Here is a 24,055-nt window from a genome sequence, read left to right as displayed (position 1 = left end):
TCCTGAGATACAAAAACTGTTCCCCGGAAGTGCGATACAGATGATAATGGTTATCAATACGTTTTGTAAAGCACTTTATTGAGAATTTTTCTCATTATCATCCCCGCAGCGTTTTTTTGGGCTCAAGAGCGAATTGAGATACAATGTGTCAATTCTAATTAATAACAGATGCCTTATATGCGCAGTTTGATTTATTGGATCATATTATCCCTTTCAGCTCCTGCTATTGCAGAAACAATAGCTATGCCTGAAAAAAATCCCCACGTTCCGACTGACATTCAGCAACAAGGGCTTATTTATTGCGTTAATGGCAATCTGAATACCTTTAATCCCCAACTGGCTAGCAGCGGCTTAACTGTCGATACACTGGCAGCACAACTCTATGAGCGCCTACTAGATGTAGACCCCTATACTTATCGTTTACTCCCTGAATTAGCCTCCCATTGGGAAATACTGGATAATGGTGCTACCTACCGTTTTTATTTGCGCCATAATGTCTCATTTCAATCAACAGACTGGTTTACTCCGACCCGTAACATGAATGCTGATGACGTCATTTTCAGCTTTAAGCGTCTGTTTGATAAGCAACACTATTATCACAACGTCAATGGCGGGCATTATCCCTATTTTGACAGCCTCCAACTGGCCGATTCTATTCAAAGTATCCGTAAACTTAATGAATATACGGTGGAGTTTCGCTTGAACGAACCAGATGCTTCTTTTCTTTGGCATTTGGCAACCCACTATGCCCCAATACTTTCACAAGAATATGGGCAACAATTGCATCAAATGAATCGCCATGAACAAATTGACTGGAAACCTGTCGGCACAGGCCCGTTTATGTTGGAAGATCATCGGACCAGACAATTTATTCGTCTGGTTCGTCATGATAAATACTGGAAAGGCAAACCACAAATGCGTCAGATAGTTATTGACGTCGGCGCCGGCGGCACCGGCAGGATGTCTAAACTTTTAACCGGTGAATGTGATGTATTAGCGTATCCCGCTGCCAGTCAGCTTACAGTTTTACGAGATGATCCTCGCCTGCGTCTGACTTTACGCCCAGGAATGAATATCGCTTATCTGGCTTTCAATACCAGCAAGCCACCACTTGATAAGCTACAGGTCCGGCAAGCCATTGCTTACGCTATTAATAACCAACGGCTGATGCAATCCATCTATTATGGTACGGCGGAAACAGCCTCATCAATTTTACCTCGGGCGTCATGGGCTTATGATAATCAAACTGAAATTACGGAATACAACCCAGAAAAATCCCGTAAAATGCTTAATGACCTCGGATTAAATGGCTTGCAATTGAGCTTATGGGTACCTTCCGCCTCTCAATCATATAATCCAAGTCCACTCAAAATGGCAGAACTGATTCAGGCCGATTTAGCACAAGTTGGTATTATCATGAGTATCAAACCTGTTGAGGGCCGCTTTCAGGAAACCAAACTGATGGATAAATCTCACGATATGACATTATCAGGTTGGTCAACTGACAGTAATGACCCAGACAGTTTTTTCCGTCCACTGTTAAGTTGTGCTGCTATCGCTTCACAGACAAATTTCAGCCATTGGTGTGAACCAACGTTTGATAAAATTTTGCGGGAAGCTTTGATTAACCAGCAATTATTATCCCGAATTAAGTATTATCATGCGGCTCAACAAGTCCTTGAGCAGCAATTACCTATATTACCATTAGCCTATTCTCTGCATTTACAGGCCTACCGTCATGATATTAAAGGGCTGGTACTCAGCCCATTTGGTAATACCTCTTTCGCTGGCGTTTATCGGGAAAAAGAGACTAATCGAATGAATCAGAAGGGTGACAAATGATTATTTACACTCTCCGTCGTCTGCTATTGCTGATTATTACCCTGTTTTTCCTGTCACTGATAAGCTTTAGCCTAAGTTACTTTACCCCCAATGCTCCACTCAGCGGGGCATCCCTATTTGATGCTTATATATTCTATTTCAACAGCTTATTACTATGGGATTTTGGCGTATCCAGCATTAATGGTGAACTTATCAGCGGACAACTACGGGAAGTGTTCCCCGCCACAATGGAGCTCTGTATTCTGGCTTTCTCTACCGCCTTACTAGTCGGCATCCCACTCGGGATTATTGCGGGAGTATGGCGTAACAAACCAGCAGATACTGTTATCATCTCCATTGCTTTAGTCGGATTTTCCATCCCGATTTTTTGGCTAGCATTATTACTGACTCTATTTTTCTCTCTTTATCTCGGCTGGCTACCCGTCTCCGGGCGCTTTAATCTGCTATATCAGATTGAACCTGTAACAGGTTTCTCATTAATTGATGCCTGGTTATCAAAATCACCCTATCGTAATGAGATGATCATTAGTGCCATGCAACACTTGCTGCTACCCGTTATTACACTCGCCGTTGCACCGACAACCGAAGTTATCCGGTTGATGAGGAACAGCACAGAAGAAGTTTTTGGTGAAAACTATATTAAAGCCGCCGCAACCCGTGGTTTATCAAGGCTGACAATTATCCGTCGTCATGTATTACACAATGCGTTGCCCCCTATCATTCCGAAACTAGGATTACAATTTTCCACCATGCTGACACTGGCAATGATGACAGAACTCGTATTTAACTGGCCGGGACTTGGTCATTGGTTGGTCAGTGCCATTCGTCAGCAAGATTATTCCGCCATTTCTGCCAGTGTTATGGTGATTGGCACACTGGTGATTTTTGTCAATGTTCTGTCTGATATTATTGGCGCAATGGCTAACCCTCTGAAGCATAAGGAATGGTATGCCCTTAGATAATTTTTATCGTGAAAAGAAAATGCCGTCACCGATAAAGGTCATCTGGCGCTTTTTCTATTCTGACATGTTGGCAATGATGGGGTTTTATGGGGTGCTGATTCTGATCGCCCTAAGTCTGTTTGGTAGCTATCTGGCCCCCTATAAGCTCGATCAACAATTTCTTGGTCATCAGTTGCTGCCACCTTCATGGTCATATCACGGTAATATCGCATTTTTTCTAGGTACCGACGATCTTGGACGCGACATTCTCAGCCGATTACTAATAGGTACAGCCTCTACATTCGGTTCAGCTCTGTTAGTCACTTTAGCAGCCGCTTTATGTGGTCTGATTATTGGCTGTCTGGCAGGCATGACACGAGGACTGAAATCCGCGGTGCTCAATCATATTCTCGATACATTACTCTCTATCCCATCACTATTGTTGGCAATCATTGTCGTCGCCTTTGTGGGCGCCAGTTTGCAGCATGCAATAATCGCTATTTGGTTGGCGCTATTGCCACGTATCGTTCGCACAGTTTACAGCACCGTTCACGATGAGCTAGATAAAGAATATGTTATTGCCGCTCGCCTGGATGGTGCCTCTAATTACCACATTCTATGGTATGCCGTATTACCAAACATTACCGCCGCCTTGGTCAACGAGCTAACACGTGCCCTTTCTATCGCCATACTTGATATCGCTTCACTTGGTTTTCTTGATCTTGGCGCCCAGCTTCCCTCACCCGAATGGGGAGCCATGTTGGGCGATTCACTGGAGCTAATCTATGTTGCGCCCTGGACCGTTATGTTGCCCGGCGCGGCAATTATGTTCTGTGTCTTGTTAGTCAATTTATTAGGTGATGGATTACACCGAGCAATTAATTCCGGGGTGGAATAATGCCATTACTCGACATTCGCAATCTCACTATTGAATTTATGACTGCCAAAGGGCCAGTTAAAGCGGTTGATCGCGTCAGTATGTCACTGACAGAAGGCGAAATACGTGGTCTGGTTGGTGAATCCGGCTCAGGTAAAAGCTTGATTGCCAAAGCAATAAGCGGAGTCACTAAAGATAATCTCAAAGTGACGGCTGACCGTTTTCGCTTCGATGATATTGACCTGCTCCGTCTGACTCCACGTCAGCGCCGAAAAGTAATCGGCCACAATATCTCAATGATTTTTCAGGAGCCACAATCCTGTCTTGATCCTTCTGAAAATATTGGTCGTCAACTCATTCAAGCCATTCCCTGCTGGACATACAAAGGCCGTTGGTGGCAACGTTTCAAATGGCGAAAACGCCGGGCTATTGAATTACTCCACCGTGTGGGAATTAAAGATCATAAAGACATTATGAGTAGCTTCCCTTGCGAGTTAACGGAGGGAGAGTGCCAAAAGGTCATGATTGCTATCGCATTGGCTAACCAACCACGCCTGCTGATTGCAGATGAACCAACCAATGCGATGGAACCAACCACACAAGCTCAGATTTTCCGTCTGTTAGCACGATTGAATCAGAACAACAACACCACCATTTTACTGATAAGTCATGACTTGCAAGTCATGAGCAAATTGGTGGATCGCATTAATGTTCTGTACTGTGGTCAAACGGTCGAAAGCGCCGTTCCCGATGAATTACTGGTAACACCACACCACCCTTACACACAAGCGTTAAGCCGCGCTATCCCTGATTTTGGTAGCTCTTTGCCCCATAAAAGCAGGTTAAACACCTTATCAGGCGCTATTCCATCCCTTGAGCACTTACCCATCGGCTGCCGTTTAGGTCCGCGTTGTCCTTATGCGCAAAAAACGTGTATTGAAACACCGCGGTTGCGGGTGATTAAAAACCACGCTTTTGCCTGCCACTTTCCACTGAATCTGGAGGAACAGTAATTGATTAATACTCTGCTAGAAGTCAGGAACTTGGCTAAAACTTTTCGCTATCGAACGGGTTTTTTTCATCGTCAACATCTCAATGCGGTAAAACCCGTTAGTTTTACCTTAAAAGCTAAACAGACACTGGCGATTATTGGTGAAAACGGTTCTGGAAAATCAACACTGGCAAAAATGCTTTCAGGCGTCATCGAGCCAACTGCCGGTGAAATCATGATCGAAGGCCATAAACTCACTTACGGTGATTACAGTTATCGCAGCCAACGCATTCGCATGATATTTCAGGACCCAAGTACGTCGCTAAATCCTCGTCAGCGTATTGGTCAAATTCTTGATATTCCCCTTCTGCTTAATACAGCGCTCAATACAATGGAGCGGGAAAAACGGATCAACCAGACATTGCGACAAGTTGGCCTGTTACCGGACCATGCCAATTATTATCCACATATGTTAGCCTCAGGCCAGAAACAGCGGGTAGCACTGGCGCGCGCATTGATATTACAACCTCAGATTATTATTGCTGATGAGGCATTAGCATCACTCGATATGTCTATGCGATCTCAAATCATTAATCTGATGTTGGAATTACAGGAAAAACAAGGTATTTCTTACCTCTATGTCACCCAGCATCTTGGCATGATGAAACATATCAGCGATCAGGTGCTGGTCATGCATCAAGGGGAAGTTGTTGAGCGGGGAAATACAGCAGAAGTGTTGGCTTCTCCTCTGCACGATATGACCCGCCGTTTAATCGCTAGCCATTTTGGTGAAGCACTCACCGCTGATGCCTGGCGGCAGGATATTCCTTAACATATAGAAAACGATAATCACTGCTCGGAGCAGAACGCAAAATACAGCATATTTCTCTCTAGCGTGATAGAATTACTGGGTTTATTAACAATAAAACGTCATATTGATATTGTCTCTGTGAGCAATTTTAATCCATGAATATCATTACCGGCGTTATCACACAAGGATACTGTTATGGGTTTTATGACCGGCAAGCGCATTCTGATCACTGGCGTCGCCAGTAAACTCTCCATCGCTTATGGTGTTGCAAAAGCAATGCATGACCAGGGAGCTGAGCTGGCTTTCACTTATCAAAATGACAAGTTGAAACCTCGTGTTGAAGAATTTGCTGCTTCCCTAAATTCTACTATCGTTCTGCCTTGCGATGTAGCTGAAGACGAAAGCATTGAAGTCCTGTTCACCGAGCTGAGTAAAATTTGGCCAAAATTCGATGGTTTTGTTCACTCCATTGGCTTTGCACCTGCTGATCAACTGGATGGTAACTATGTCAGTTCCGTTACCCGCGAAGGTTTTAGAATCGCGCACGACATCAGCTCTTACAGCTTTGTTGCTATGGCAAAAACTTGCCGTGAAATGCTGAACCCAAATTCTGCTTTACTAACTCTCACCTACTTAGGAGCAGAGCGCTCAATCCCTAACTATAATGTAATGGGTCTGGCAAAAGCATCTCTGGAAGCTAACGTCCGTTATATGGCTAACGCCATGGGCGCTGAAGGTATTCGTGTTAACGGTATCTCTGCCGGGCCTATCCGTACTTTGGCTGCGTCTGGCATCAAAGATTTCCGTAAAATGCTGGCTCACTGTGAATCCGTTAACCCAATTCGCCGCACTGTAACAACTGAAGATGTTGGTAACGCTGCGGCATTCTTGTGCTCGGATCTGTCCGGCGGTATTACCGGTGAAATCCTGCATGTTGACGGTGGTTTCAGCATTGCCGCAATGAATGAACTGGAATTGAAATAATCTGATTAATAATCAGTAAATTTCAACTCACAAAACAAGGCCCGAAAAGCTAGTTTTTCGGGCCTTTTATTATCAATAAAATAATAGATTAATCACTTCATTAAATCATCACTAATAGGTAAAAATTAATTTTAAATTAAAATATAAAAAACAATTGGAGAGAATTATTAAAACCTTTGTAATTAAATAGTTAAACGATATTACCTTATATACCCGTCATCTTTCAAGCTGCCTCTTTGTTGGCTGCACTCACTCACCCCGGCCACATAGTTATCTATGCTCCCGGGGATTCATTCCCTTGCCGTCGCGATGCAACTTGAAATCCATAGGGTATAATTGTTTTACCGAAATAAAAAATATTATCTCGTTTCCTTGCACTAATCAGTAATATGTCCTTTAATATAATCAACAACTTAATTTCATATAATTGATTATTAATGCAATATTTTATTTTTATTATCATTTTAATCTTTTAGGTTTAATATTATATTTCATACTTTTATACAATTTAATGATATTTATTATTTTAGCAAGGTGAATAAAATGAAAAATGATTTTTTAATTATATCCAATATGTTTAAATCAATTACCAATATAAAATTGCCAGAATGCCTGAAAAATCATGATCTATCTCAAGAAATTGCAACTTCTTGGAATAAGTTTAGTGAATCATTATATCACTGGCCATCAGCGCTGGAAGATTATGAATATGCATATAATTCCGATGAACAAGATATTGATAGAATCATTAAAAATATACACAAAGCAACAACTTATTTAGGTTCACTTAGCAGTGGATATTTAGGTCATGGTTATATTGCCAGGGTCGATCATGCATTGAAAGAAATTGAATCAGATTTTAGTAAGCTAAACGATTTCATCTCAAAATTACCACAACTATTTGAAATGTCTCAAATTAATTTTGAAAGCAAGAAAAACTTCGCAGAAAAAACACATATAAAAATACAACAATTATTAAAGAGTATTCCCGATGGAGAAGATAAAAAACAAATATATAAACTCTCTTTATTGATGGAAGAAATCACTTTAAATATATCAGATGTTTCATTTAGCCTTAGAAATATAAATAATTCAGTCAATAAACTTAATGGACAAATCAGAGCAATTAATAATATTTACAATGAATTAGTCGAAAACTTTAATAAAGAGAATAAAAAAGATATTTTTACAAGAAACTATAGGCAATGCATGATCTATTTTAGTGATTTTACAAATAAATTCAATTTATTTTCCTATGATTACAAATCATTTAGAAAAAATAATATATTAATTATGTTATAATCAATATAAAATGAATTTTTGCAACTATCAATAATCTCTATTATTTATTCCGTATAATATCATCAGTTGTAAAATATGCTATATAACACAAAATACGGGGCAGTTTTGGACAAGTAATTTCATCCAGAACTCTCCTTAAATTTCTCTATTAATGCAACCAATTTACCCCAAAATAACGATAAAAAACCAGATAACCACTCATATAATCAAGTGCATAAGAAAGCACTAATCACGATATGATCAGACCATCGGATATCTATTCAATCATTAATTTGCTATAACATATTTCCATATGCCGTGGTAGTATGTATCAAGGCTATGACAATGCCTTACTGAGTTCCTTTGTCCTATTATATCTATACCCTATGGATTTCAAGATGCATCGCGACGGCAAGGGAGCGAATCCCCGGGAGCATAGCAAACTATGTGACCGGTGTGAGCGAGTTCAGCCAACAAAGAAGCAACTTGAAAGATAACGGGTATATTACCGAAAATTTTTAAGGAGCTATACATGAAACTTTATTACCAACCTGGAGCTTGTTCTCTATCACCCCACATCATACTTCGTGAAGCAGGACTTGATTTCAGCGTGATTAAAGTTGATCTGAAAACTAAAAAAACGGAGAACGGCGACGATTTTTTCGCAATCAACCCAAAAGGCCAGATACCAACTCTCCTGCTAGATAACAATGAGATCCTCACCGAAGGAGCTGTTATTGTCCAATATATTGCCGACCAGAAACCGGACAAAAAATTAATTGCACCAGCCGGAACAATGGAACGATATCATCAACTTGAATGGCTTAGCCATATTTCCAGTGAAATCCATAAAGGATTCTCACCCCTGTTCATGCCAGGAACACCAGAAAATTATCGTCCTGTTGCTATTAATAATCTACTTAGAAGATTCAAGTATATAGATGAAGTATTAGCAAAACAGCCATACATTGCCGGGGAGCATTTTACTGTTGCTGACGCTTACTTATTCACGCTCAGTAACTGGGCACCTTTAGTGCAATTGGATCTATCTGATCTGGTTCATCTTAAAGCTTATCAAGAGAGGATTGCAGAACGTCCAAATGTTCGTGATGCCCTGAAAGCTGAAGGGTTAATTTAAAAATAAAAAACCGTTCCACGCAATGTCCGTGGAACGGTTAAATATCTTAATCCAATTGTGTCGCACAGAATTTATGACCAGGCGCCACCATTCTGTCCTGAGCAGCCACAATTTGTAATTCGTATTCGCCCATATCTTTGGTTGTTACCATCACTTCATAAACCGCAGCAGCGACATGTTCGAGGGCAGTTTGTAAAGGCTCGCCTTTTAATAGATTAACCAATAACAAGCCGCTGGTTAAATCACCCACACCAACTGGCTGGCGTTCGCCAAAATCCACCAAAGGCCGACTTACATGCCAGCTATGTTCTTTAGTCACTAATAGCATTTCAAAACGATCAGTCCGATAACCAGCGCGACTAAGGTGTTTAACCAGTACAATATCCGGCCCTTTATCACATAGTGTTCGAGCAGCCACAACAGCCTGTTCTACATTAGTCACTTTCTGCATACTGAGTGTTTCAAGCTCCAGCAAATTTGGCGCAATGATATCACTTACAGGAAGTGCATCTTTACACAAAAATTCAGCCACCCCAGGCACAACAATACAACCTTTTTCTGGGTGCCCCATAACGGGATCACAGAAATACCAAGCATCAGGATTCACCGCTTTTACCCGTTTTACTATATCGATAATATGGCCCCCTTGCTCCGCTGAACCGATATATCCACTCAGTACTGCATGACAAGATTTGAGCTGTTCAATTTCTTCTATGCCCTGAACGATTTCTGTAAGATGGTTAGCTGGCATAACACACCCTTTCCATTGAGCATATTGGGTGTGATTTGAAAACTGTACTGTATTCAACGGCCATACGTTTACCCCCATCCGACGCATAGGGAATTCCGCAGCGCTGTTGCCAGCGTGACCAAAAACAACATGAGATTGAATTGAAAGGATATTTTTCACAATGACGGCCTATATTTTTATTCTGGCTTCTGTTTATAAGATTAAAGTCATAGTAAGAGAAAGGGCAACATTATCATTGCCCCATCATATACCCGTCATCTTTCAAGTTGCCTCTTTGTTGGCTGCACTCGCTCACACCGGTCACATCGTTATCTATGCTCCCGGGGATTCGCTCCCTTGCCGTCTCGATGCATCTTGAAATACATAGGGTATATATAATATGAGTTATTTCCAGCAGATCAAACAATCGTGTTTTTTACCACGACGCAGCAGGGTGTAACGATCAAACAGACGGTTACTGTCAGTAAACAGATATTCAGGTTCAGATTGTTTTTCACCATTAATTGCGACAGCGTTGGAACTGATCATCGTACGCGCCTGACCACGAGAAGGTACCAACCCGGCATTAACCAAAGCTTGTTGCAAATCTGCGCCTTTTTCCAACTCAATTACCGGCATACCATCCTGCGCCAATTGAGCAAAATCCGCTTCGGTCAAATCAGCAGCAGCTCCAGAGAATAAACTTTCTGTAATCCGTTTAGCGGCTGCTAACCCCTCTTCACCATGCACCATACCGGTAACTTGTTCTGCCAACACGTACTGAGCACGAGGAGCTTTACCGCTATTTTTATCTTCTTCTTCCAAAGCATCAATATCTTCAAGATTCATAAAGGTAAAGAATTTCAGGAAGCGATAAACATCAGCATCCGCAGTGTTAATCCAGAATTGATAGAATTTGTATGGACTGGTTTTCTTCGGATCTAACCAAACAGCGCCACCTTCTGTCTTACCAAATTTAGTGCCATCAGATTTCGTGATCAATGGAACGGTCATGCCAAATACTTGTTTCTGGTTGATACGACGCGTTAGATCAATACCAGAAGTAATATTCCCCCACTGGTCAGAACCACCAATCTGTAACTCAACACCATGTACTTCATTCAGGCGAGCAAAATCATAGGATTGCAGTAGATTATAAGAAAACTCAGTGAAAGAGATACCCACATCATCACGGTTCAAACGCTGTTTAACCGCCTCTTTGTTAATCATCTGATTAACTGAGAAATGTTTGCCGATATCACGCAGGAAAGTCAGAACATCCATGTTGCCAAACCAATCATAATTATTGGCTGTTTTAGCGCTATTTTCGCCACAATCAAAATCGAGGAAAGGTGAAACTTGTCTACGAATTTTCTCCACCCACTCTTTAACGGTAGCTTCAGTATTCAATTTACGTTCAGTGGCTTTGAAACTTGGATCACCAATCAAACCCGTCGCTCCACCAACTAACGCCACGGGTTTATGCCCGGCTAGCTGGAATCGTTTTAAACACAGCAAGGGAACCAGATGCCCCAAATGCAAGCTGTCAGCGGTCGGATCGAAACCACAATAGAGGGAGACAGGGCCCTGCGCCAGTCTCTCCGCTAACGCATTCTCATCCGTCACCTGGGCAATGAGGCCCCGCTCTTGCAGTTGTTTTATCAGGTTATTGCTAGACATTAATGACTCCATTAATTTGTGTATTTTGTCTGTTGTATAAATCGCGATTTAAAAAGAGTGCGGCATAGGATAAAACGCCAATACTATAAGTGCTAGTATTAAAAATGATAATCCACGATTTATGGTGCAAGCCTGTCAACATGCCAGCTATCGCCTTGCCGTTGATAAATAAACCGATCATGGAGCCGGTTTGCACCACCTTGCCAAAATTCAACAGAATCAAAGGTCACTTTGAATCCCCCCCAAAAGCTAGGCAAAGGCACCTCACCATTCAAGAATTTCTGTTTCAATTCAAGGAACTTCCCTTCTAAAACACCGCGTGCGGAAATACGGGAAGATTGTTGTGATGCCCATGCAGCAATCTGGCTATCTCTAGGACGGCTATGGAAATATTTCACCACCTCAACAGGAGAAAGACGTTCCGCTTTACCAAGAAAAGAGACTTGCCTTTCCAAAGGATACCAAGGGAAATGGAGGCTGATTTTATTATTGTGCGCCAAATGTTTCGCTTTCCGGCTGCCTAAATTTGTATAAAAAATCAGACTATTTGTATCAAAATGCTTCAATAACACAATACGTTGATACGGTTGACCATTCTCATCGACCGTCGCTATAGACATTGCTGTGGGATCACTCAACTTAGCGTCACATGCTTGATTAAGCCAACGCTCAAAAAGTTCGATGGGCTCTTCAGTCAAATCCTTACGTCTTAACCCACCACGAATATATTCACGGCGTAATTCTGCAACATCAAATTCATTATGTTCTGACATTAACGTAGCTCTGTTTATGACTCACTAAATACCCAATAGCTTATCATTGTTATTGATTAATAACAGGATAAATCGCTCCTAAAATAGTTTCAGTACTCGCACCGGTAACAGAGGGTAAATTCCCTGGCACACCTGACATTGTACGGAATGCTAACCAAGCAAATGCCAGTGCTTCCATATCATCACCGCTTAGGCCATATTTATCTGTCGGGCAAACCTCCGTCCCCGGTAATAAGGCAGAAAGTCGACTCATTATCTGCGGGTTACGTGCGCCACCACCACAAACCAACAGACGTTCACATCCACCACTCAACATAATTTGCTGTGATACAGACGCTGCTGTCAGCTCGGCCAGCGTTGCCTGAACATCGACAGGAGATATGTCAGGAAAGTTAACTAATTGCGCCTCCAACCAACTCATATTGAAATACTCCCGACCTGTGCTTTTAGGGGCTGGTCGTGAAAAATAGTGATCAGAAAGCATTTGTCCGAGCAATTTGTTATTAACAACACCTTCTCGTGCCCATTGCGCATCTTTATCATAAGGTTTTTTCTGATGACGCCATACCCAACTATCCATCAGCATATTACCCGGACCTGTGTCATACCCTTTGACAGGTGATCCAGGTAATAGCGTCGTTATATTGGCAATACCACCGATATTGAGAATTATCCTTCGTTCTGTCGAATGGCCTAATACGGCGAAATGAAAAACTGGAACTAATGGCGCTCCCTGCCCACCATATGCCATATCCCTCCGACGAAAATCGCCAACCACAGTTATCCCAGTCAAAGCTGCAATACGGTTATTGTCGCCAAGTTGCATAGTGAAAGGCGTATGACTATCTGGCTCATGCCAAACGGTTTGCCCATGACATCCCACAGCAGTAATATCACTTGTAGTTAACCCTGTTTTAATCAGTAAGCCTTGTACAGCTTCAGCGAATAAAGAACCAAGTTCATAATCCAACCGACCGATTGCCGATAATGTCGTTTGCTGCCCTTGACAGACTGCGAGAATTTTCTGTTTTAATTCGTATGGGAATGGATGCGAATAACTGGCTTGCTGAGCAACAACTTTATCATTGATTGCGGCAAGCACCACATCAACGCCATCCAGACTTGTACCCGACATTACACCAATATAACGACCTGACTTCATAACCATTTAATTTGCCTTCCTGCTTAGAATCTGTCTTGATAAAATCAGAAACCATGCCAATAACTATAAAGCGCAGTGGTTTTGGCTGTATATGACTAATAGACAAACGAAGGAATAAAACCTGAGTTTTGGAAACAACTTCACAAAAAATGCTGAATTTTTCATTAATAGCTATTTCTTTTAAAAATCTCTATTGACGTTTAATATATGTTTAGCACTAGATTGCTAATGTACTGATATTCTATTTGAATAAACTTTTTATTACTTATTGCCAATGCCGGTTGTTAGCCTGATTGCCCAGTGAGCTATCAGATTTCCGCAGTCAGGCATCGAAATTAGGAGTTACTATGTTTAAGCACTTTTTAGTTAGCGCGGTTGCCGTTGCTTCATTATCAGGCTGTGTCAACACCGATTCTCTTTCTGGTGATACCTACACTGCTGGACAAGCTAAGCAGGTCCAAACTGTCTCTTACGGCACAGTTGTTTCTGTTCGTCCTATCAATATTCAGGCGAGCAGCAATGAGAATGTATTAGGCGCGATTGGTGGTGCAGTTCTAGGAGGCCTTGTTGGTAATACTATTGGTGGTGGCAGCGGCAACACATTAGCAACTGCCGCGGGTGCGATTGCCGGTGGTGTCGCGGGCCAAAATGTTCAGGGAGCTCTTAACACAACTAAAGGTGTAGAACTCGAAATTCGTCGTGACAGTGGTGAAAGCATCATTGTTGTTCAAAAACAAGGCAAAACACTCTTTCATAAAGGCCAACGTGTAAGAATCGCAGGCCAAGGTAGTAATATTACTGTTTCACCTCGACAATAAGATATAGATAAGAAAACCGTGACTTCATTTTAGTAAGTCGCGGTCTTCTTTCATCCGGTTAGCATTTCATGGATATCGTCATTACTATCTATTTTGTAATTGGATAATATTTTGCTCTAACTTCTGAACTAAAGTGGAAAGAAAAGCAAGTTCCTCGCGTGAAATACCTCCCAGAATCTCATTTCTTGTGGATTCAATAACACCATCTAACTCCCTAATAACCGATGCAGAATCTTCAGTTAGCTTGATTCTCTTTGCACGACGATCATTGGCACAAGTATGCCGGGTGATAAGTTTTTTTTCCTCAAGCTGATCTAATGTCCTGACTAAAGATGGTTGCTCGATACCGATAGCTTTCGCCAACTGTATCTGAGATTGCTCCTGAGGTAACCGGCTAATATTGTATAACGTTACCCAATGAGTCTGAGTTAATTCTAACGGCTTTAAACGATAGTCAATTAAAGCACGCCAAATACGAACTAACCGTGCCAGATCTGATCCCAATGTAGATTCCAATTGTCCCTCCTTAAATAACTAGCCTACTAAACATAACAGCCAAATTTTTCTAAATCAGGCTAACTAGCCTTAAAAAAGTATATATAACTTCTGTATAATCACAGTAAATTCTTAGTAACTAACTAATTCAGGTAACTATAACCAAGAATAACTAAACTTAATTTAAACTCAGAACAAACAATCAACATACAATATTTTTACCATAAAAACTATCAGAACTACGAATACAAACAAACAGAAACCAATAAATATCATTCAATACTTTATTCAAAGTACTATAAGAATAGCTGTCATCTAAATGCTAAGCTATCTATTTTTACATTAATGTTGTTTTTATTTTACATTTATCACACAATCAAGCTTAAAATTCCATTTAAAACATAAAGTTATGAAAACATCAAATAAGCTCACTTAGCCTTTCCGTTAATCAAGAAATAAAAAAATAACAAACAAAATACTTAAAATTATAGTAGAACATTTATAACTTTGCCAAAAATATAACCCTATATAAGTAAATCATTGAATTGTTAATCCCAATAACCTCAAAAATCGATAATTAAAACAGTGATGGCTGCTCAGGTGGTTCTTCATCTATCTGATTTTGTGCTCTCAATGCACGTAAATATCTTTGCCGGCACAGTCGCAATACTTCACGCTTTTGCCCATCTGACATTTTCATCCAATTAAATCTTTCTTCCCGGCTACGATAACACCCCAGACAAAAACCCCGCTCATTCGCCTGACAAATTCCTCGACAAGGACTGGGAATAGCAAAAAACTCTAGTTGCTCAGCCATCACATCCCGTTTCCTATACAATTCACATACTATATTTAATTATAAACCTAGATAAGAATAAATTATAATTATGGACAAATTGAACTGTAACCGTAAGACACGTTATAGTTAGTGGTTTTTGTGCGATCTACCGCACAAAAATATTGGTAAAACCATTAAATTAGAGGTAATTATGCGTTTACTCCATACCATGATCCGTGTTGGTGACCTACAACGCTCCATTAATTTTTACACTGAAGTGTTAGGAATGCGCCTGTTGCGCACCAGTGAAAACACCGAATATAAATACTCACTCGCCTTCGTTGGCTACGCTGATGAAAGCGAAGGAGCAGTAATCGAGTTGACCTATAATTGGGGAGTTGACCATTACGAAATGGGAAATGCCTTTGGTCACATCGCATTAGGTGTTGATAATGTCGCAACCACTTGCGAATCTATTCGCAAAGCAGGTGGTAACATTACCCGTGAAGCGGGTCCTGTAAAAGGCGGAACAACCATTATTGCTTTCGTTGAAGATCCAGATGGCTACAAAATTGAACTTATTGAAAACAAAAATGCCAGCAACGCTCTGGGTAACTCAATCTGATGTCTGACAAAAAAGAGCCAAACGTCCTTAGTGGACGTTTTAGAGGTTATTACCCTGTTGTTATTGATGTTGAAACTGGCGGTTTTAATGCCAAAACAGATGCATTACTTGAAATTGCCGCCGTTACACTGGAGATGGATGGTGAAGGTTGGCTAACGCCTGGCGAATCACTTCACTTCCATATTGAGCCATTTGAAGGAGCCAATCTTGAACCAGCAGCCCTAGAATTCACCGGCATTGATCCATTAAATCCGCTACGTGGGGCAGTGAGCGAATATGAAGCTCTACACGCTATTTTTAAAATGGTTCGTAAAGGGATAAAAAATAATCATTGTAATCGGGCAATTATCGTTGCTCACAATGCTAACTTCGATCACAGCTTTGTTATGGCTGCCGCGGAACGCACTGGACTAAAACGAAATCCGTTTCATCCGTTTGCAACTTTTGACACCGCTGCTTTAGGTGGTCTGGTGTTAGGACAAACAATCTTAGCAAAAGCCTGCATCACAGCCGGCATCCCATTCGATAATAATCAGGCTCACAGTGCTTTATATGATACTGATCGTACCGCTGAATTATTCTGTGAAATGGTCAACCGTTGGAAACAACTTGGTGGCTGGCCATTAGCAACAACCGCAGAAAAAACTGGATAAATAGCCGAATGGCTAGATTAATATAATCAAATCTAAACAATAATACCCCCCATATATCAACATATGGGGGGATAGCATAATAATCTATACCCGTCATCTTTCAAGTTGCCTCTTTGTTGGCTGCACTCGCTCACCACGGTCACATAGTTACCTATGCTCCCGGGGATTCACTCCCTTGCCGTCGCGATGCATCTTGAAATCCATAGGGTATATAAGTAATTAAAAAATTACTCTGTCGCGTTTTCGTCCTGAGAACGATATTTATCAGCAGTTTCTTTGATTAATGTTTGTAACTCACCACGCTGATACATTTCAATGATAATATCGCATCCACCTATCAACTCACCTTCCACCCAAAGCTGAGGAAAAGTTGGCCAATTAGCATATTTTGGCAATTCTGCACGAATATCTGGATTTTGCAAAATATCTACGTAAGCAAAACGTTCACCACACGCAGATAAAGCCTGAACCGCCTGCGCAGAAAAGCCACAATTTGGCAATTTAGGAGAACCTTTCATATACAATAAAATCGGGTTTTCTTTAATTTGGCGCTCAATCTTCTCTATAGTAGTCGTCATTTTTATTTCCTTTAAACCAACAGTCTGTTGATAACCAACATCGTCACAATATTGCGGAGAATACCATTTTCTCTCACTAATATGTATCCTGATCTCTTCGTATCCTGACACAGATGACATGATTTTCACGGTTATTTATTGTAGAGGTTGTTAAGATGACAGACACAATAGCGGCAGAAAAACAAAGAGCAGATAAAGAGGCTATCTGCCCAATTTCCTTTCAACGTAAAGCCCAATTTTTAAATCATCTAACCCGTTCAAAACATCAGGCAAAGATCAAGCAAAGAGCGGCAAAAATGGCAATCATCACCAACGTGCTGACAGCAGTAAATAAACCAAGCTTCAAATCGGTATTCATAGAGCCTCCTCAGAATAAAAAGTTTATAACGACAAAAACCAGTCTATTGAGATGGTTAATTGCCCTTACATAAGGAAAAGTATAAATAGCGATTACCACACATTTTATAACACTGATTATTGCTTTCACTTTTGAGCCAGATCAGACAAAATCCAGGATTTATCGCTAACTTATTGCTAGTCCTTCTATGTAAAGGGCTAGCAAGCGATTAACAAAGCGTTTTAAATTTAGACCAAAAGGTCAGGAGTCTTTCACCTCATGGCAACGATCAAAGATGTGGCTAAGCACGCTGGCGTCTCAACCACCACCGTATCCCATGTTATTAATAAAACCCGCTTCGTCGCTGAAGATACTAAAGCTGCTGTTTGGACTGCTATTAAGGCACTGAATTATTCACCCAGTGCCGTTGCCCGCAGTCTGAAAGTTAACCACACAAAATCGATCGGATTACTGGCAACGTCCAGTGAAGCCCCCTATTTTGCTGAAGTCATTGAGGCTGTTGAAAACAGTTGTTATAGCAAAGGCTATACGCTGATTTTATGTAACTCACACAATAACATTGATAAACAGAAAGCCTATCTAGCCATGCTGGCACAAAAACGTGTGGATGGACTGCTAATTATGTGTTCAGAATACCCGGAACAGTTGTTGGGAATGTTGGAAGATTATCACAATATTCCAATGGTCGTCATGGATTGGGGACAGGCCAGAAGTGATTTCACCGATACTATTATTGATAATGCATTCCACGGCGGTTATCTAGCTGGTCGTTATCTTATCGAACGTGGTCATCGTGATATTGGCGCGATCCCCGGCCCTCTGGCACGAAATACCGGTGGTGGTCGTCATCAAGGATTCTTAAAGGCGTTAAAAGAAGCCAACATTCCGATCAGAGAAGAATGGGTTATTCAGGGGGATTTTGAACCAGAATCGGGCTATAAAGCCATGCATCAAATCTTGAATCAAAAACAGCGCCCGACTGCGGTTTTCTGCGGCGGAGATGTTATGGCTATGGGGGCGATTTGTGCTGCTGATGAATTAGGATTACGCGTCCCACAGGATATTTCTGTCATCGGTTATGACAATATACGCAACGCTCGTTATTTCTCTCCGGCATTGACCACCATTCATCAACCAAAAGAACGACTGGGGCAGATGGCCTTTTCCATGTTACTGGACAGAATAATCAATAAACGTGAAGATGCACAAACTATTGAAGTACATCCACGTTTGGTTGAGCGACGTTCTGTCGTGGATGGTCCATTTATCGACTATCGTCGTTAATTCGTTTTATTCATCTTGAAGCCATTCAGCATTAAGAGTTTCACTATCGCCAAGATAGTCAAGCAGCCAACTTAATGCTGGAGAATGGCTGTTTTGAACCCATGCCAAACAACATGGACTGTCTGGTAAAGGCTGTTCCAGTTCCAGCACGGTTAGTTTATTCTGCCGAATAAGCGGCATTGCCCTATGCTTAGGCACCATTCCTACACATAACCCTTCGTTTAGACAAGACAGACCGGACTCCCAATCAGGAACCACCAACCGGCGCTGATTATCCAGATTCCAAGTGTCACGCTTCGGTAAATTACGGGATGTATCTTCAAGACACAAACTTGGATAAGGCCGCATTTGATCATCAGATAACGGACCCGGCAACTGGGTTAGCGCATGGTCAGCGCTAACCACACATAACCAGGGCATAAACCCCATATCTCGGAAACTATACCTTTCTCCGACTGGAGCCGCCCGGGTTGCACCAATTGCAACATCAACTTGACTATTCACCAGCGCATCCCACACACCATTAAACACTTCCTGATGAATAAAAAGTTCTATATCAGGAAAATGGTGGTAGAAATCAAGAATAAGCTGGCGACTACGTTCTGGTTTGACAACGAGATCAATAGCAATACTAAATTGCCCTCTCCAGCCGTTTGCAACTTGTTGACACTGGTGACGAGTATCAATCATTTTTTTGATAACAGAGCGAGCTTCTTTGATAAAAATAGCGCCTGCCTCAGTTAATTCTACATCCCGATGACGACGCTCAAACAACGAAACAGCAAGCCACTCTTCCAGTTGTCTTACGGTATAACTGATCGCAGAAGGGACACGGTGAAGCTCCGATGCAGCGGCACTAAAACTGCCTGTTCTGGCAACCGCATCCACAACTTCAAGTGAATATTCTGACCACATAATTTTACCTTTCAATTTTTTTCACAGCACTATGCAAATATTACCATTTCACAAGTAAAAATCACGACATATAGAATATGTGTCAATATTGTTATCTATCCAATCACTGCAAATTATTTCAATCATGACATTCAAAGAGAGTAATCAAATGAAAAACTCAAGTCAGTTCATGTTCTACCTTGCAGGCTTGAGTATGCTAGGTTATCTGGCCATTGATATGTATCTGCCAGCATTCGGCACTATGCAACAAGAATTAGATACATCGGCAGAAGCAATCAGTGCCAGCCTAAGCATCTTTCTTGCAGGTTTCGCCTTCGCTCAACTTTTGTGGGGACCTCTTTCAGATCGCTTTGGCAGAAAGCCGATTATCATCACCGGACTATCCCTGTTTTCTATTGGCTGTCTGGGGATGATGTGGGTAACAGACGCTACCCAACTTTTAGTTTTGCGTTTTATCCAAGCCATAGGTGTTTGTTCAGCCGCAGTCTCATGGCAAGCATTAGTTATTGATCGTTATGAGGCCAATCGTACCAAACGTGTTTTTGCAACGATTATGCCTCTGGTTGCGCTCTCCCCTGCCCTGGCGCCCTTGATGGGAGCTTGGCTGTTACAACATGGCGGCTGGCGCATGATTTTCCTAGTCTTACTGACAATTACATTATTACTGTTGTTTTTTACTCTGTTCTTGCAAGAAAATCGCAAAAACCGTGAAACTCAAGCGCAAACAAATAATGTCTCTTTCCTTACGCTATTAAAATCACCGCTATTTAGTGGCAATGTTCTGATATTTGCATCATGCAGCGCCGGCTTTTTTGCTTGGTTAACAGGCTCACCTTCGATTCTCGGTGAGATGGGATATACCCCAGATGACATCGGTCTGAGTTATATCCCTCAAACACTGGCCTTTATCGTTGGAGGTTATGGATGCCGCAGTATTTTAGCCAAAATAAAAAGTGATATTATTTTCCCTTATCTGTTAATTGGCTATGCTGTCAGTATGATTGTGCTCTATTTAATTGCAAAATTTAGCGAGCCAACTCTATTCACCATTTTGGTACCTTTTTGCTTTATGGCTGCAATGAATGGTGCGTTATACCCAATTGCAGTAGCAAACGCTTTATCCGCTTATCCACAAGACAGTGGGAAAGCTACTGCATTACAAAACACGCTTCAATTAGGGCTCTGTTTTATTGCCAGCCTAATTGTATCAGCATTTATCATCAATCCTCTCATATCCACAACCACTGTCATGGTTTCTACCGTTGTTCCAATGACATTAGGATATTTTATGCAGTGGAAAAAAAACGCTGATCGCCACATTCACATAATTGAACAAAATTCTTGATATTAATCAAATTATTATCTCAATAAAGGCTGCTAATTACCAATTAATCGCAGCCTTTATTTATTAATTGATAAAACAATTTTACGCTTTTATACTCAAGATGTTCCCTATTATAAATAACTTGGAATTTGAGGTTTTCAGGAGCAATGACTGCCCCCATTAAACTCATGGATTAGTCATCTTTAAGGTTTTTTACTTTGATTCTTTGTTATTTTTTGCATTTTGCGTCTTAGCATCCTGCTTTGCTAGCTAAAACGAGCTCCTCAATATTCCATCACCCTAACGTTGGAGAGTATATGAGTTCACCCTGTATTGAAAACCCGAAAACAGCCATTAACTCCTGGCAGAGAATTACCAATGAGATGCTAGAAGAAACCGGTATTCAAATTAATGGTCACAATCCTTATGATATCCAGATAAAAAACCCTAATTTCTATAAAAGAGTTTTACAACAAGGTTCGATGGGATTAGGTGAAAGTTATATGGATGGCTGGTGGGATTGTGAGCGGTTGGATATTTTCTTTTATCGCGTTTTACTCGCTGGATTAGAAAATAAAATGCCTAATAATTTCAAAGACACGCTGAGAATCGCAATAACCCGCTTACGTAATCTGCAAACGCCAAAACGGTCATGGATTGTCGGTCATCAACATTATGATTTAGGAAATGATCTTTTTACCCGTATGCTTGACCCTTATATGCAATATTCCTGCGGATACTGGAAACAAGCTAAAACACTGGAACAAGCTCAGCTTGATAAGTTGAAACTCATCTGCGAGAAATTAGCACTCTCTCCAGGTATGACTCTGCTGGATATTGGCTGTGGTTGGGGTGGGCTATCGGCTTATGCGGCTAAAAATTATGGTGTTTCCGTAACAGGTATCACTGTTTCAGCCGAACAACAGAAATATGCACAGAAACAATGTAAGAATCTAGATGTAAAGATCATTTTGAAAGACTATCGGGATTTACATGAACAGTTCGACAAAATTGTTTCTGTCGGTATGTTTGAACACGTTGGACCTAAAAATTATGCAACTTACTTCGACGTTGTTCAAAGAAACCTAAAACCTGATGGCTTATTCCTGCTACATACTATTGGTTCCAACAAAGCTAAAGTCAGTGCTGACCCGTGGATCAGCAAATATATTTTTCCTAATGGCTGCCTGCCTTCTATTGAGCAAATAGCCCACACCAGCAAAAGCCGTTTTGTTATGGAAGATTGGCATAACTTTGGCGCAGATTATGACCGCACATTGATGACCTGGCATGAAAGATTTATTGCCTGCTGGCCTGAAATAGAAAATAACTATAGTCCAACATTTAAACGCATGTTTAGCTATTATCTGAATGCCTGTGCAGGTGCATTTCGTGCTCGCGATATCCAATTGTGGCAGATCATATTCAGTCTAAAAGGTATTGAAGGCGGGTTACGAGTAGCCCGATAATTAACCAAAAGCTACAGGTTTCCACTGTAGCTTTTATACCCGTTATCTTTCAAGTTGCCTCTTTGTTGGCTGCACTCGCTCACCCCGGTCACATAGTTTGCTATGCTCCCGGGGATTCTCTCCCTTGCCGTCGCGATGCATCTTGAAATCCATTGGGTATAGTCAATGTAACAAACATATCCATGTTTAACTCTAAATATTAAAAGGGAAATTCCTATGCTAACTTTAAAAAGATCGCTCTGTTTTTCACTAACGGAAATCATTCACATAACCATTATCAAAGAAGACTGTTTGATCAAATGCTATTTTTCCACCAGAAAATATCAAATCTAAATGATGACTCCCTTTTACACCACCACCCAAACCAAGATGTAAACCAGGATGTCGTTCTTCAAAACCAGCATTTCTGCCATAAAGCGCTTTCACACCCATGTTAGTCCCAATACCAAACTCTTCAACAATTCGGTTTCCGTGATTATGGTTTAGGTATAAATTAAAATCCCGACTAAATTCATCATTTTCGCAATCAAACCCAATAATTTCACCCTCTTTTATATTTATAGTCATCATATCATTGACAACCCCATACTTTATGGCAAAGGGGGCCGTACTCAAAAAAGTACCACTAAAGCTGACACTACCGTTAAGGCTCTTTATATGGCTTGCTATTTCCCCAGGAATAACATCAATATTTCCACTGCCATCAATGGAAGTCCACTTATGGTCTTTTTCTAAATAACCTACAATCGAGTTCCCTTTATTATCTGTATATTGAATCTTCTGTGATCGACTTGATAATTCAATAAGTTTTTTGTTCCTTTCTGTTATTGATGCTGGTGGCTCGCTGAATGCTTCAATGAAATGCGGGCCATAATCTTTAAACAATACAGATTTCTTCCATGATTCAGTAATAAAGCTTCTTATTTTGGTTAGATATTCTGGCCCTTGTGGAGATGCATTCTTTAATGTTGATGATGCGTAAAGAAAAATAAACAAATCACAATCAGATATTTTTTGTTTTACATCGTTCGGTGATGTTTTTTCTAAAAAAGCAAAATCAGACTTTACATCGAAACTCTTCTTATGCACATGCATCTTTTGCGCAATATCGCTATGCTCAGTATCAGATCCGATAAATATTTTTATACATTCATCATTTCTTACTTTATCCGAAATCGCAGGATGATATGATAAACAACGATACATATTCTCAAGACTTTTATCCATGAGGACAATCCTGTTTATTTTTAAGTAAGGGGCGACTCCCCTTACTTATCTATTTATTATACCCGTTATCTTTCAAGTTGCCTCTTTGTTGGCTGCACTCGCTCACCCCGGTCACATAGTTACCTATGCGCCCGGGGATTCACTCCCTTGCCGTCGCGATGCATCTTGAAATCCATTGGGTATATAAAGAACCTTAATTATAAAAAACCGTTAAGGCCAAAGTGCGGTACCAAAAGGTACAACAGCTTGTGCATTCATCATTTCAACAGCATCATCGTGTGTTGGTTCTTCAAGCCATTCATCTAACTCAATCGGGTTTTC

The 24,055-nt window shown here is 40.9% G+C and carries 25 protein-coding genes; 16 read left to right on the top strand and 9 right to left on the bottom strand.

Features of this window, described 5'->3' with window-relative positions; all coding sequences use genetic code 11:
* The first annotated feature begins 177 nt into the window (after positions 1–177).
* From sapA to gstA, 8 genes are all read left to right on the top strand, one after another.
* The gene (gene sapA, locus LG003_RS01180; protein WP_262979997.1) at positions 178–1,842 is read left to right on the top strand and encodes an ABC transporter substrate-binding protein SapA; all 1,665 of its coding nucleotides are present in this window, start codon (positions 178–180) and stop codon (positions 1,840–1,842) included.
* A complete protein-coding gene (gene sapB / locus LG003_RS01175; protein WP_112875793.1) occupies positions 1,839–2,804 on the top strand; it encodes a putrescine export ABC transporter permease SapB in 966 nt (321 codons plus the stop codon). The genes sapA and sapB overlap by 4 nt, the downstream gene beginning before the upstream one ends.
* A complete protein-coding gene (gene sapC, locus LG003_RS01170; RefSeq protein ID WP_262979996.1) occupies positions 2,791–3,681 on the top strand; it encodes a putrescine export ABC transporter permease SapC in 891 nt (296 codons plus the stop codon). Before sapB ends, sapC begins: the two co-directional genes overlap by 14 nt.
* The gene (sapD, locus tag LG003_RS01165; protein ID WP_112893926.1) at positions 3,681–4,673 is read left to right on the top strand and encodes a putrescine export ABC transporter ATP-binding protein SapD; all 993 of its coding nucleotides are present in this window, start codon (positions 3,681–3,683) and stop codon (positions 4,671–4,673) included. The genes sapC and sapD overlap by 1 nt, the downstream gene beginning before the upstream one ends.
* Positions 4,674–5,483 (top strand): putrescine export ABC transporter ATP-binding protein SapF, encoded by an 810-nt coding sequence (gene sapF / locus LG003_RS01160; protein ID WP_112875790.1) that lies wholly within the window; start codon positions 4,674–4,676, stop codon positions 5,481–5,483.
* Between the two features lie 174 nt (positions 5,484–5,657).
* Positions 5,658–6,446, top strand: a complete 789-nt coding sequence (fabI, locus tag LG003_RS01155; protein WP_011146814.1) for an enoyl-ACP reductase FabI — start codon at positions 5,658–5,660, stop codon at positions 6,444–6,446.
* 543 nt (positions 6,447–6,989) lie between these two features.
* On the top strand, positions 6,990–7,748 hold the full coding sequence (locus LG003_RS01150; RefSeq protein WP_112875789.1) for a hypothetical protein: 759 nt from the start codon (positions 6,990–6,992) through the stop codon (positions 7,746–7,748).
* A 511-nt stretch (positions 7,749–8,259) separates the two neighbouring features.
* Positions 8,260–8,865, top strand: coding sequence for a glutathione transferase GstA (gstA, locus tag LG003_RS01145; protein WP_262979995.1), 606 nt, complete (start codon positions 8,260–8,262; stop codon positions 8,863–8,865).
* A 46-nt stretch (positions 8,866–8,911) separates the two neighbouring features.
* On the opposite strand, the gene pdxY is transcribed toward gstA, so the two are convergent.
* Positions 8,912–9,775 carry a pyridoxal kinase PdxY gene (gene pdxY, locus LG003_RS01140; RefSeq protein WP_262979994.1) on the bottom strand — a complete coding sequence of 288 codons (864 nt, stop codon included), beginning with the start codon at positions 9,773–9,775 and terminating at the stop codon, positions 8,912–8,914.
* A 1-nt stretch (position 9,776) separates the two neighbouring features.
* Here pdxY and LG003_RS01135 point away from each other — a divergent pair, with 1 nt between their 5' ends.
* Complete coding sequence (locus tag LG003_RS01135) at positions 9,777–9,974, top strand: hypothetical protein (RefSeq protein ID WP_112875786.1); 198 nt, start codon at positions 9,777–9,779, stop codon at positions 9,972–9,974.
* Between the two features lie 26 nt (positions 9,975–10,000).
* Here LG003_RS01135 and tyrS read toward each other — a convergent pair whose 3' ends face one another.
* From tyrS to anmK, 3 genes are all read right to left on the bottom strand, one after another.
* Positions 10,001–11,275 carry a tyrosine--tRNA ligase gene (tyrS, locus tag LG003_RS01130; RefSeq protein WP_112875785.1) on the bottom strand — a complete coding sequence of 425 codons (1,275 nt, stop codon included), beginning with the start codon at positions 11,273–11,275 and terminating at the stop codon, positions 10,001–10,003.
* 119 nt (positions 11,276–11,394) lie between these two features.
* Positions 11,395–12,048 carry a pyridoxamine 5'-phosphate oxidase gene (gene pdxH / locus LG003_RS01125; protein ID WP_112875784.1) on the bottom strand — a complete coding sequence of 218 codons (654 nt, stop codon included), beginning with the start codon at positions 12,046–12,048 and terminating at the stop codon, positions 11,395–11,397.
* Between the two features lie 49 nt (positions 12,049–12,097).
* Positions 12,098–13,210 carry an anhydro-N-acetylmuramic acid kinase gene (anmK, locus tag LG003_RS01120; RefSeq protein WP_112875904.1) on the bottom strand — a complete coding sequence of 371 codons (1,113 nt, stop codon included), beginning with the start codon at positions 13,208–13,210 and terminating at the stop codon, positions 12,098–12,100.
* Positions 13,211–13,557: 347 nt separating this feature from the next.
* Between anmK and LG003_RS01115 the strand changes: the two genes are divergently transcribed.
* Positions 13,558–14,028 carry an outer membrane lipoprotein gene (locus LG003_RS01115; RefSeq protein WP_112893930.1) on the top strand — a complete coding sequence of 157 codons (471 nt, stop codon included), beginning with the start codon at positions 13,558–13,560 and terminating at the stop codon, positions 14,026–14,028.
* A gap of 84 nt (positions 14,029–14,112) precedes the next feature.
* Here the strand turns inward: LG003_RS01115 and slyA are convergent, their stop codons facing one another.
* Together slyA and LG003_RS01105 are read right to left on the bottom strand one after the other, a co-directional pair.
* Complete coding sequence (gene slyA / locus LG003_RS01110) at positions 14,113–14,544, bottom strand: transcriptional regulator SlyA (RefSeq protein ID WP_112875782.1); 432 nt, start codon at positions 14,542–14,544, stop codon at positions 14,113–14,115.
* Positions 14,545–15,100: 556 nt separating this feature from the next.
* A complete protein-coding gene (locus tag LG003_RS01105; RefSeq protein WP_112875781.1) occupies positions 15,101–15,340 on the bottom strand; it encodes a DUF1289 domain-containing protein in 240 nt (79 codons plus the stop codon).
* A gap of 172 nt (positions 15,341–15,512) precedes the next feature.
* On the opposite strand from LG003_RS01105, the gene gloA reads away from it, so the two are divergent.
* Positions 15,513–15,926 (top strand): lactoylglutathione lyase, encoded by a 414-nt coding sequence (gene gloA, locus LG003_RS01100; RefSeq protein ID WP_112875780.1) that lies wholly within the window; start codon positions 15,513–15,515, stop codon positions 15,924–15,926.
* Positions 15,926–16,579: a ribonuclease T gene (gene rnt, locus LG003_RS01095; protein WP_112875779.1), complete on the top strand. Its 654-nt coding sequence runs from the start codon at positions 15,926–15,928 to the stop codon at positions 16,577–16,579. Before gloA ends, rnt begins: the two co-directional genes overlap by 1 nt.
* 227 nt (positions 16,580–16,806) lie before the next feature.
* Here rnt and LG003_RS01090 read toward each other — a convergent pair whose 3' ends face one another.
* Positions 16,807–17,157, bottom strand: coding sequence for a Grx4 family monothiol glutaredoxin (locus LG003_RS01090; RefSeq protein ID WP_112875778.1), 351 nt, complete (start codon positions 17,155–17,157; stop codon positions 16,807–16,809).
* A 155-nt stretch (positions 17,158–17,312) separates the two neighbouring features.
* On the opposite strand from LG003_RS01090, the gene LG003_RS01085 reads away from it, so the two are divergent.
* Complete coding sequence (locus tag LG003_RS01085; RefSeq protein ID WP_262979993.1) at positions 17,313–17,588, top strand: hypothetical protein; 276 nt, start codon at positions 17,313–17,315, stop codon at positions 17,586–17,588.
* Between the two features lie 185 nt (positions 17,589–17,773).
* Complete coding sequence (gene purR, locus LG003_RS01080; protein WP_262979992.1) at positions 17,774–18,799, top strand: HTH-type transcriptional repressor PurR; 1,026 nt, start codon at positions 17,774–17,776, stop codon at positions 18,797–18,799.
* Positions 18,800–18,805: 6 nt separating this feature from the next.
* On the opposite strand, the gene punR is transcribed toward purR, so the two are convergent.
* The gene (gene punR, locus LG003_RS01075; RefSeq protein ID WP_112893934.1) at positions 18,806–19,714 is read right to left on the bottom strand and encodes a DNA-binding transcriptional activator PunR; all 909 of its coding nucleotides are present in this window, start codon (positions 19,712–19,714) and stop codon (positions 18,806–18,808) included.
* Between the two features lie 148 nt (positions 19,715–19,862).
* Here punR and punC point away from each other — a divergent pair, with 148 nt between their 5' ends.
* The gene (gene punC, locus LG003_RS01070; RefSeq protein ID WP_112875774.1) at positions 19,863–21,059 is read left to right on the top strand and encodes a purine nucleoside transporter PunC; all 1,197 of its coding nucleotides are present in this window, start codon (positions 19,863–19,865) and stop codon (positions 21,057–21,059) included.
* Between the two features lie 296 nt (positions 21,060–21,355).
* Positions 21,356–22,507: a cyclopropane fatty acyl phospholipid synthase gene (gene cfa, locus LG003_RS01065; RefSeq protein WP_112875773.1), complete on the top strand. Its 1,152-nt coding sequence runs from the start codon at positions 21,356–21,358 to the stop codon at positions 22,505–22,507.
* Positions 22,508–22,756: 249 nt separating this feature from the next.
* Here cfa and LG003_RS01060 read toward each other — a convergent pair whose 3' ends face one another.
* Positions 22,757–23,734, bottom strand: coding sequence for a leucyl aminopeptidase (locus tag LG003_RS01060; protein WP_262979991.1), 978 nt, complete (start codon positions 23,732–23,734; stop codon positions 22,757–22,759).
* Positions 23,735–24,055 lie beyond the last annotated feature (321 nt).

The organism is Photorhabdus kleinii, assembly GCF_025384885.1.
GTDB lineage: Bacteria > Pseudomonadota > Gammaproteobacteria > Enterobacterales > Enterobacteriaceae > Photorhabdus > Photorhabdus kayaii.
The sequence above is the reverse complement of the archived record's forward strand: the minus strand, read 5'-3'. Positions and strand labels throughout refer to the sequence as shown.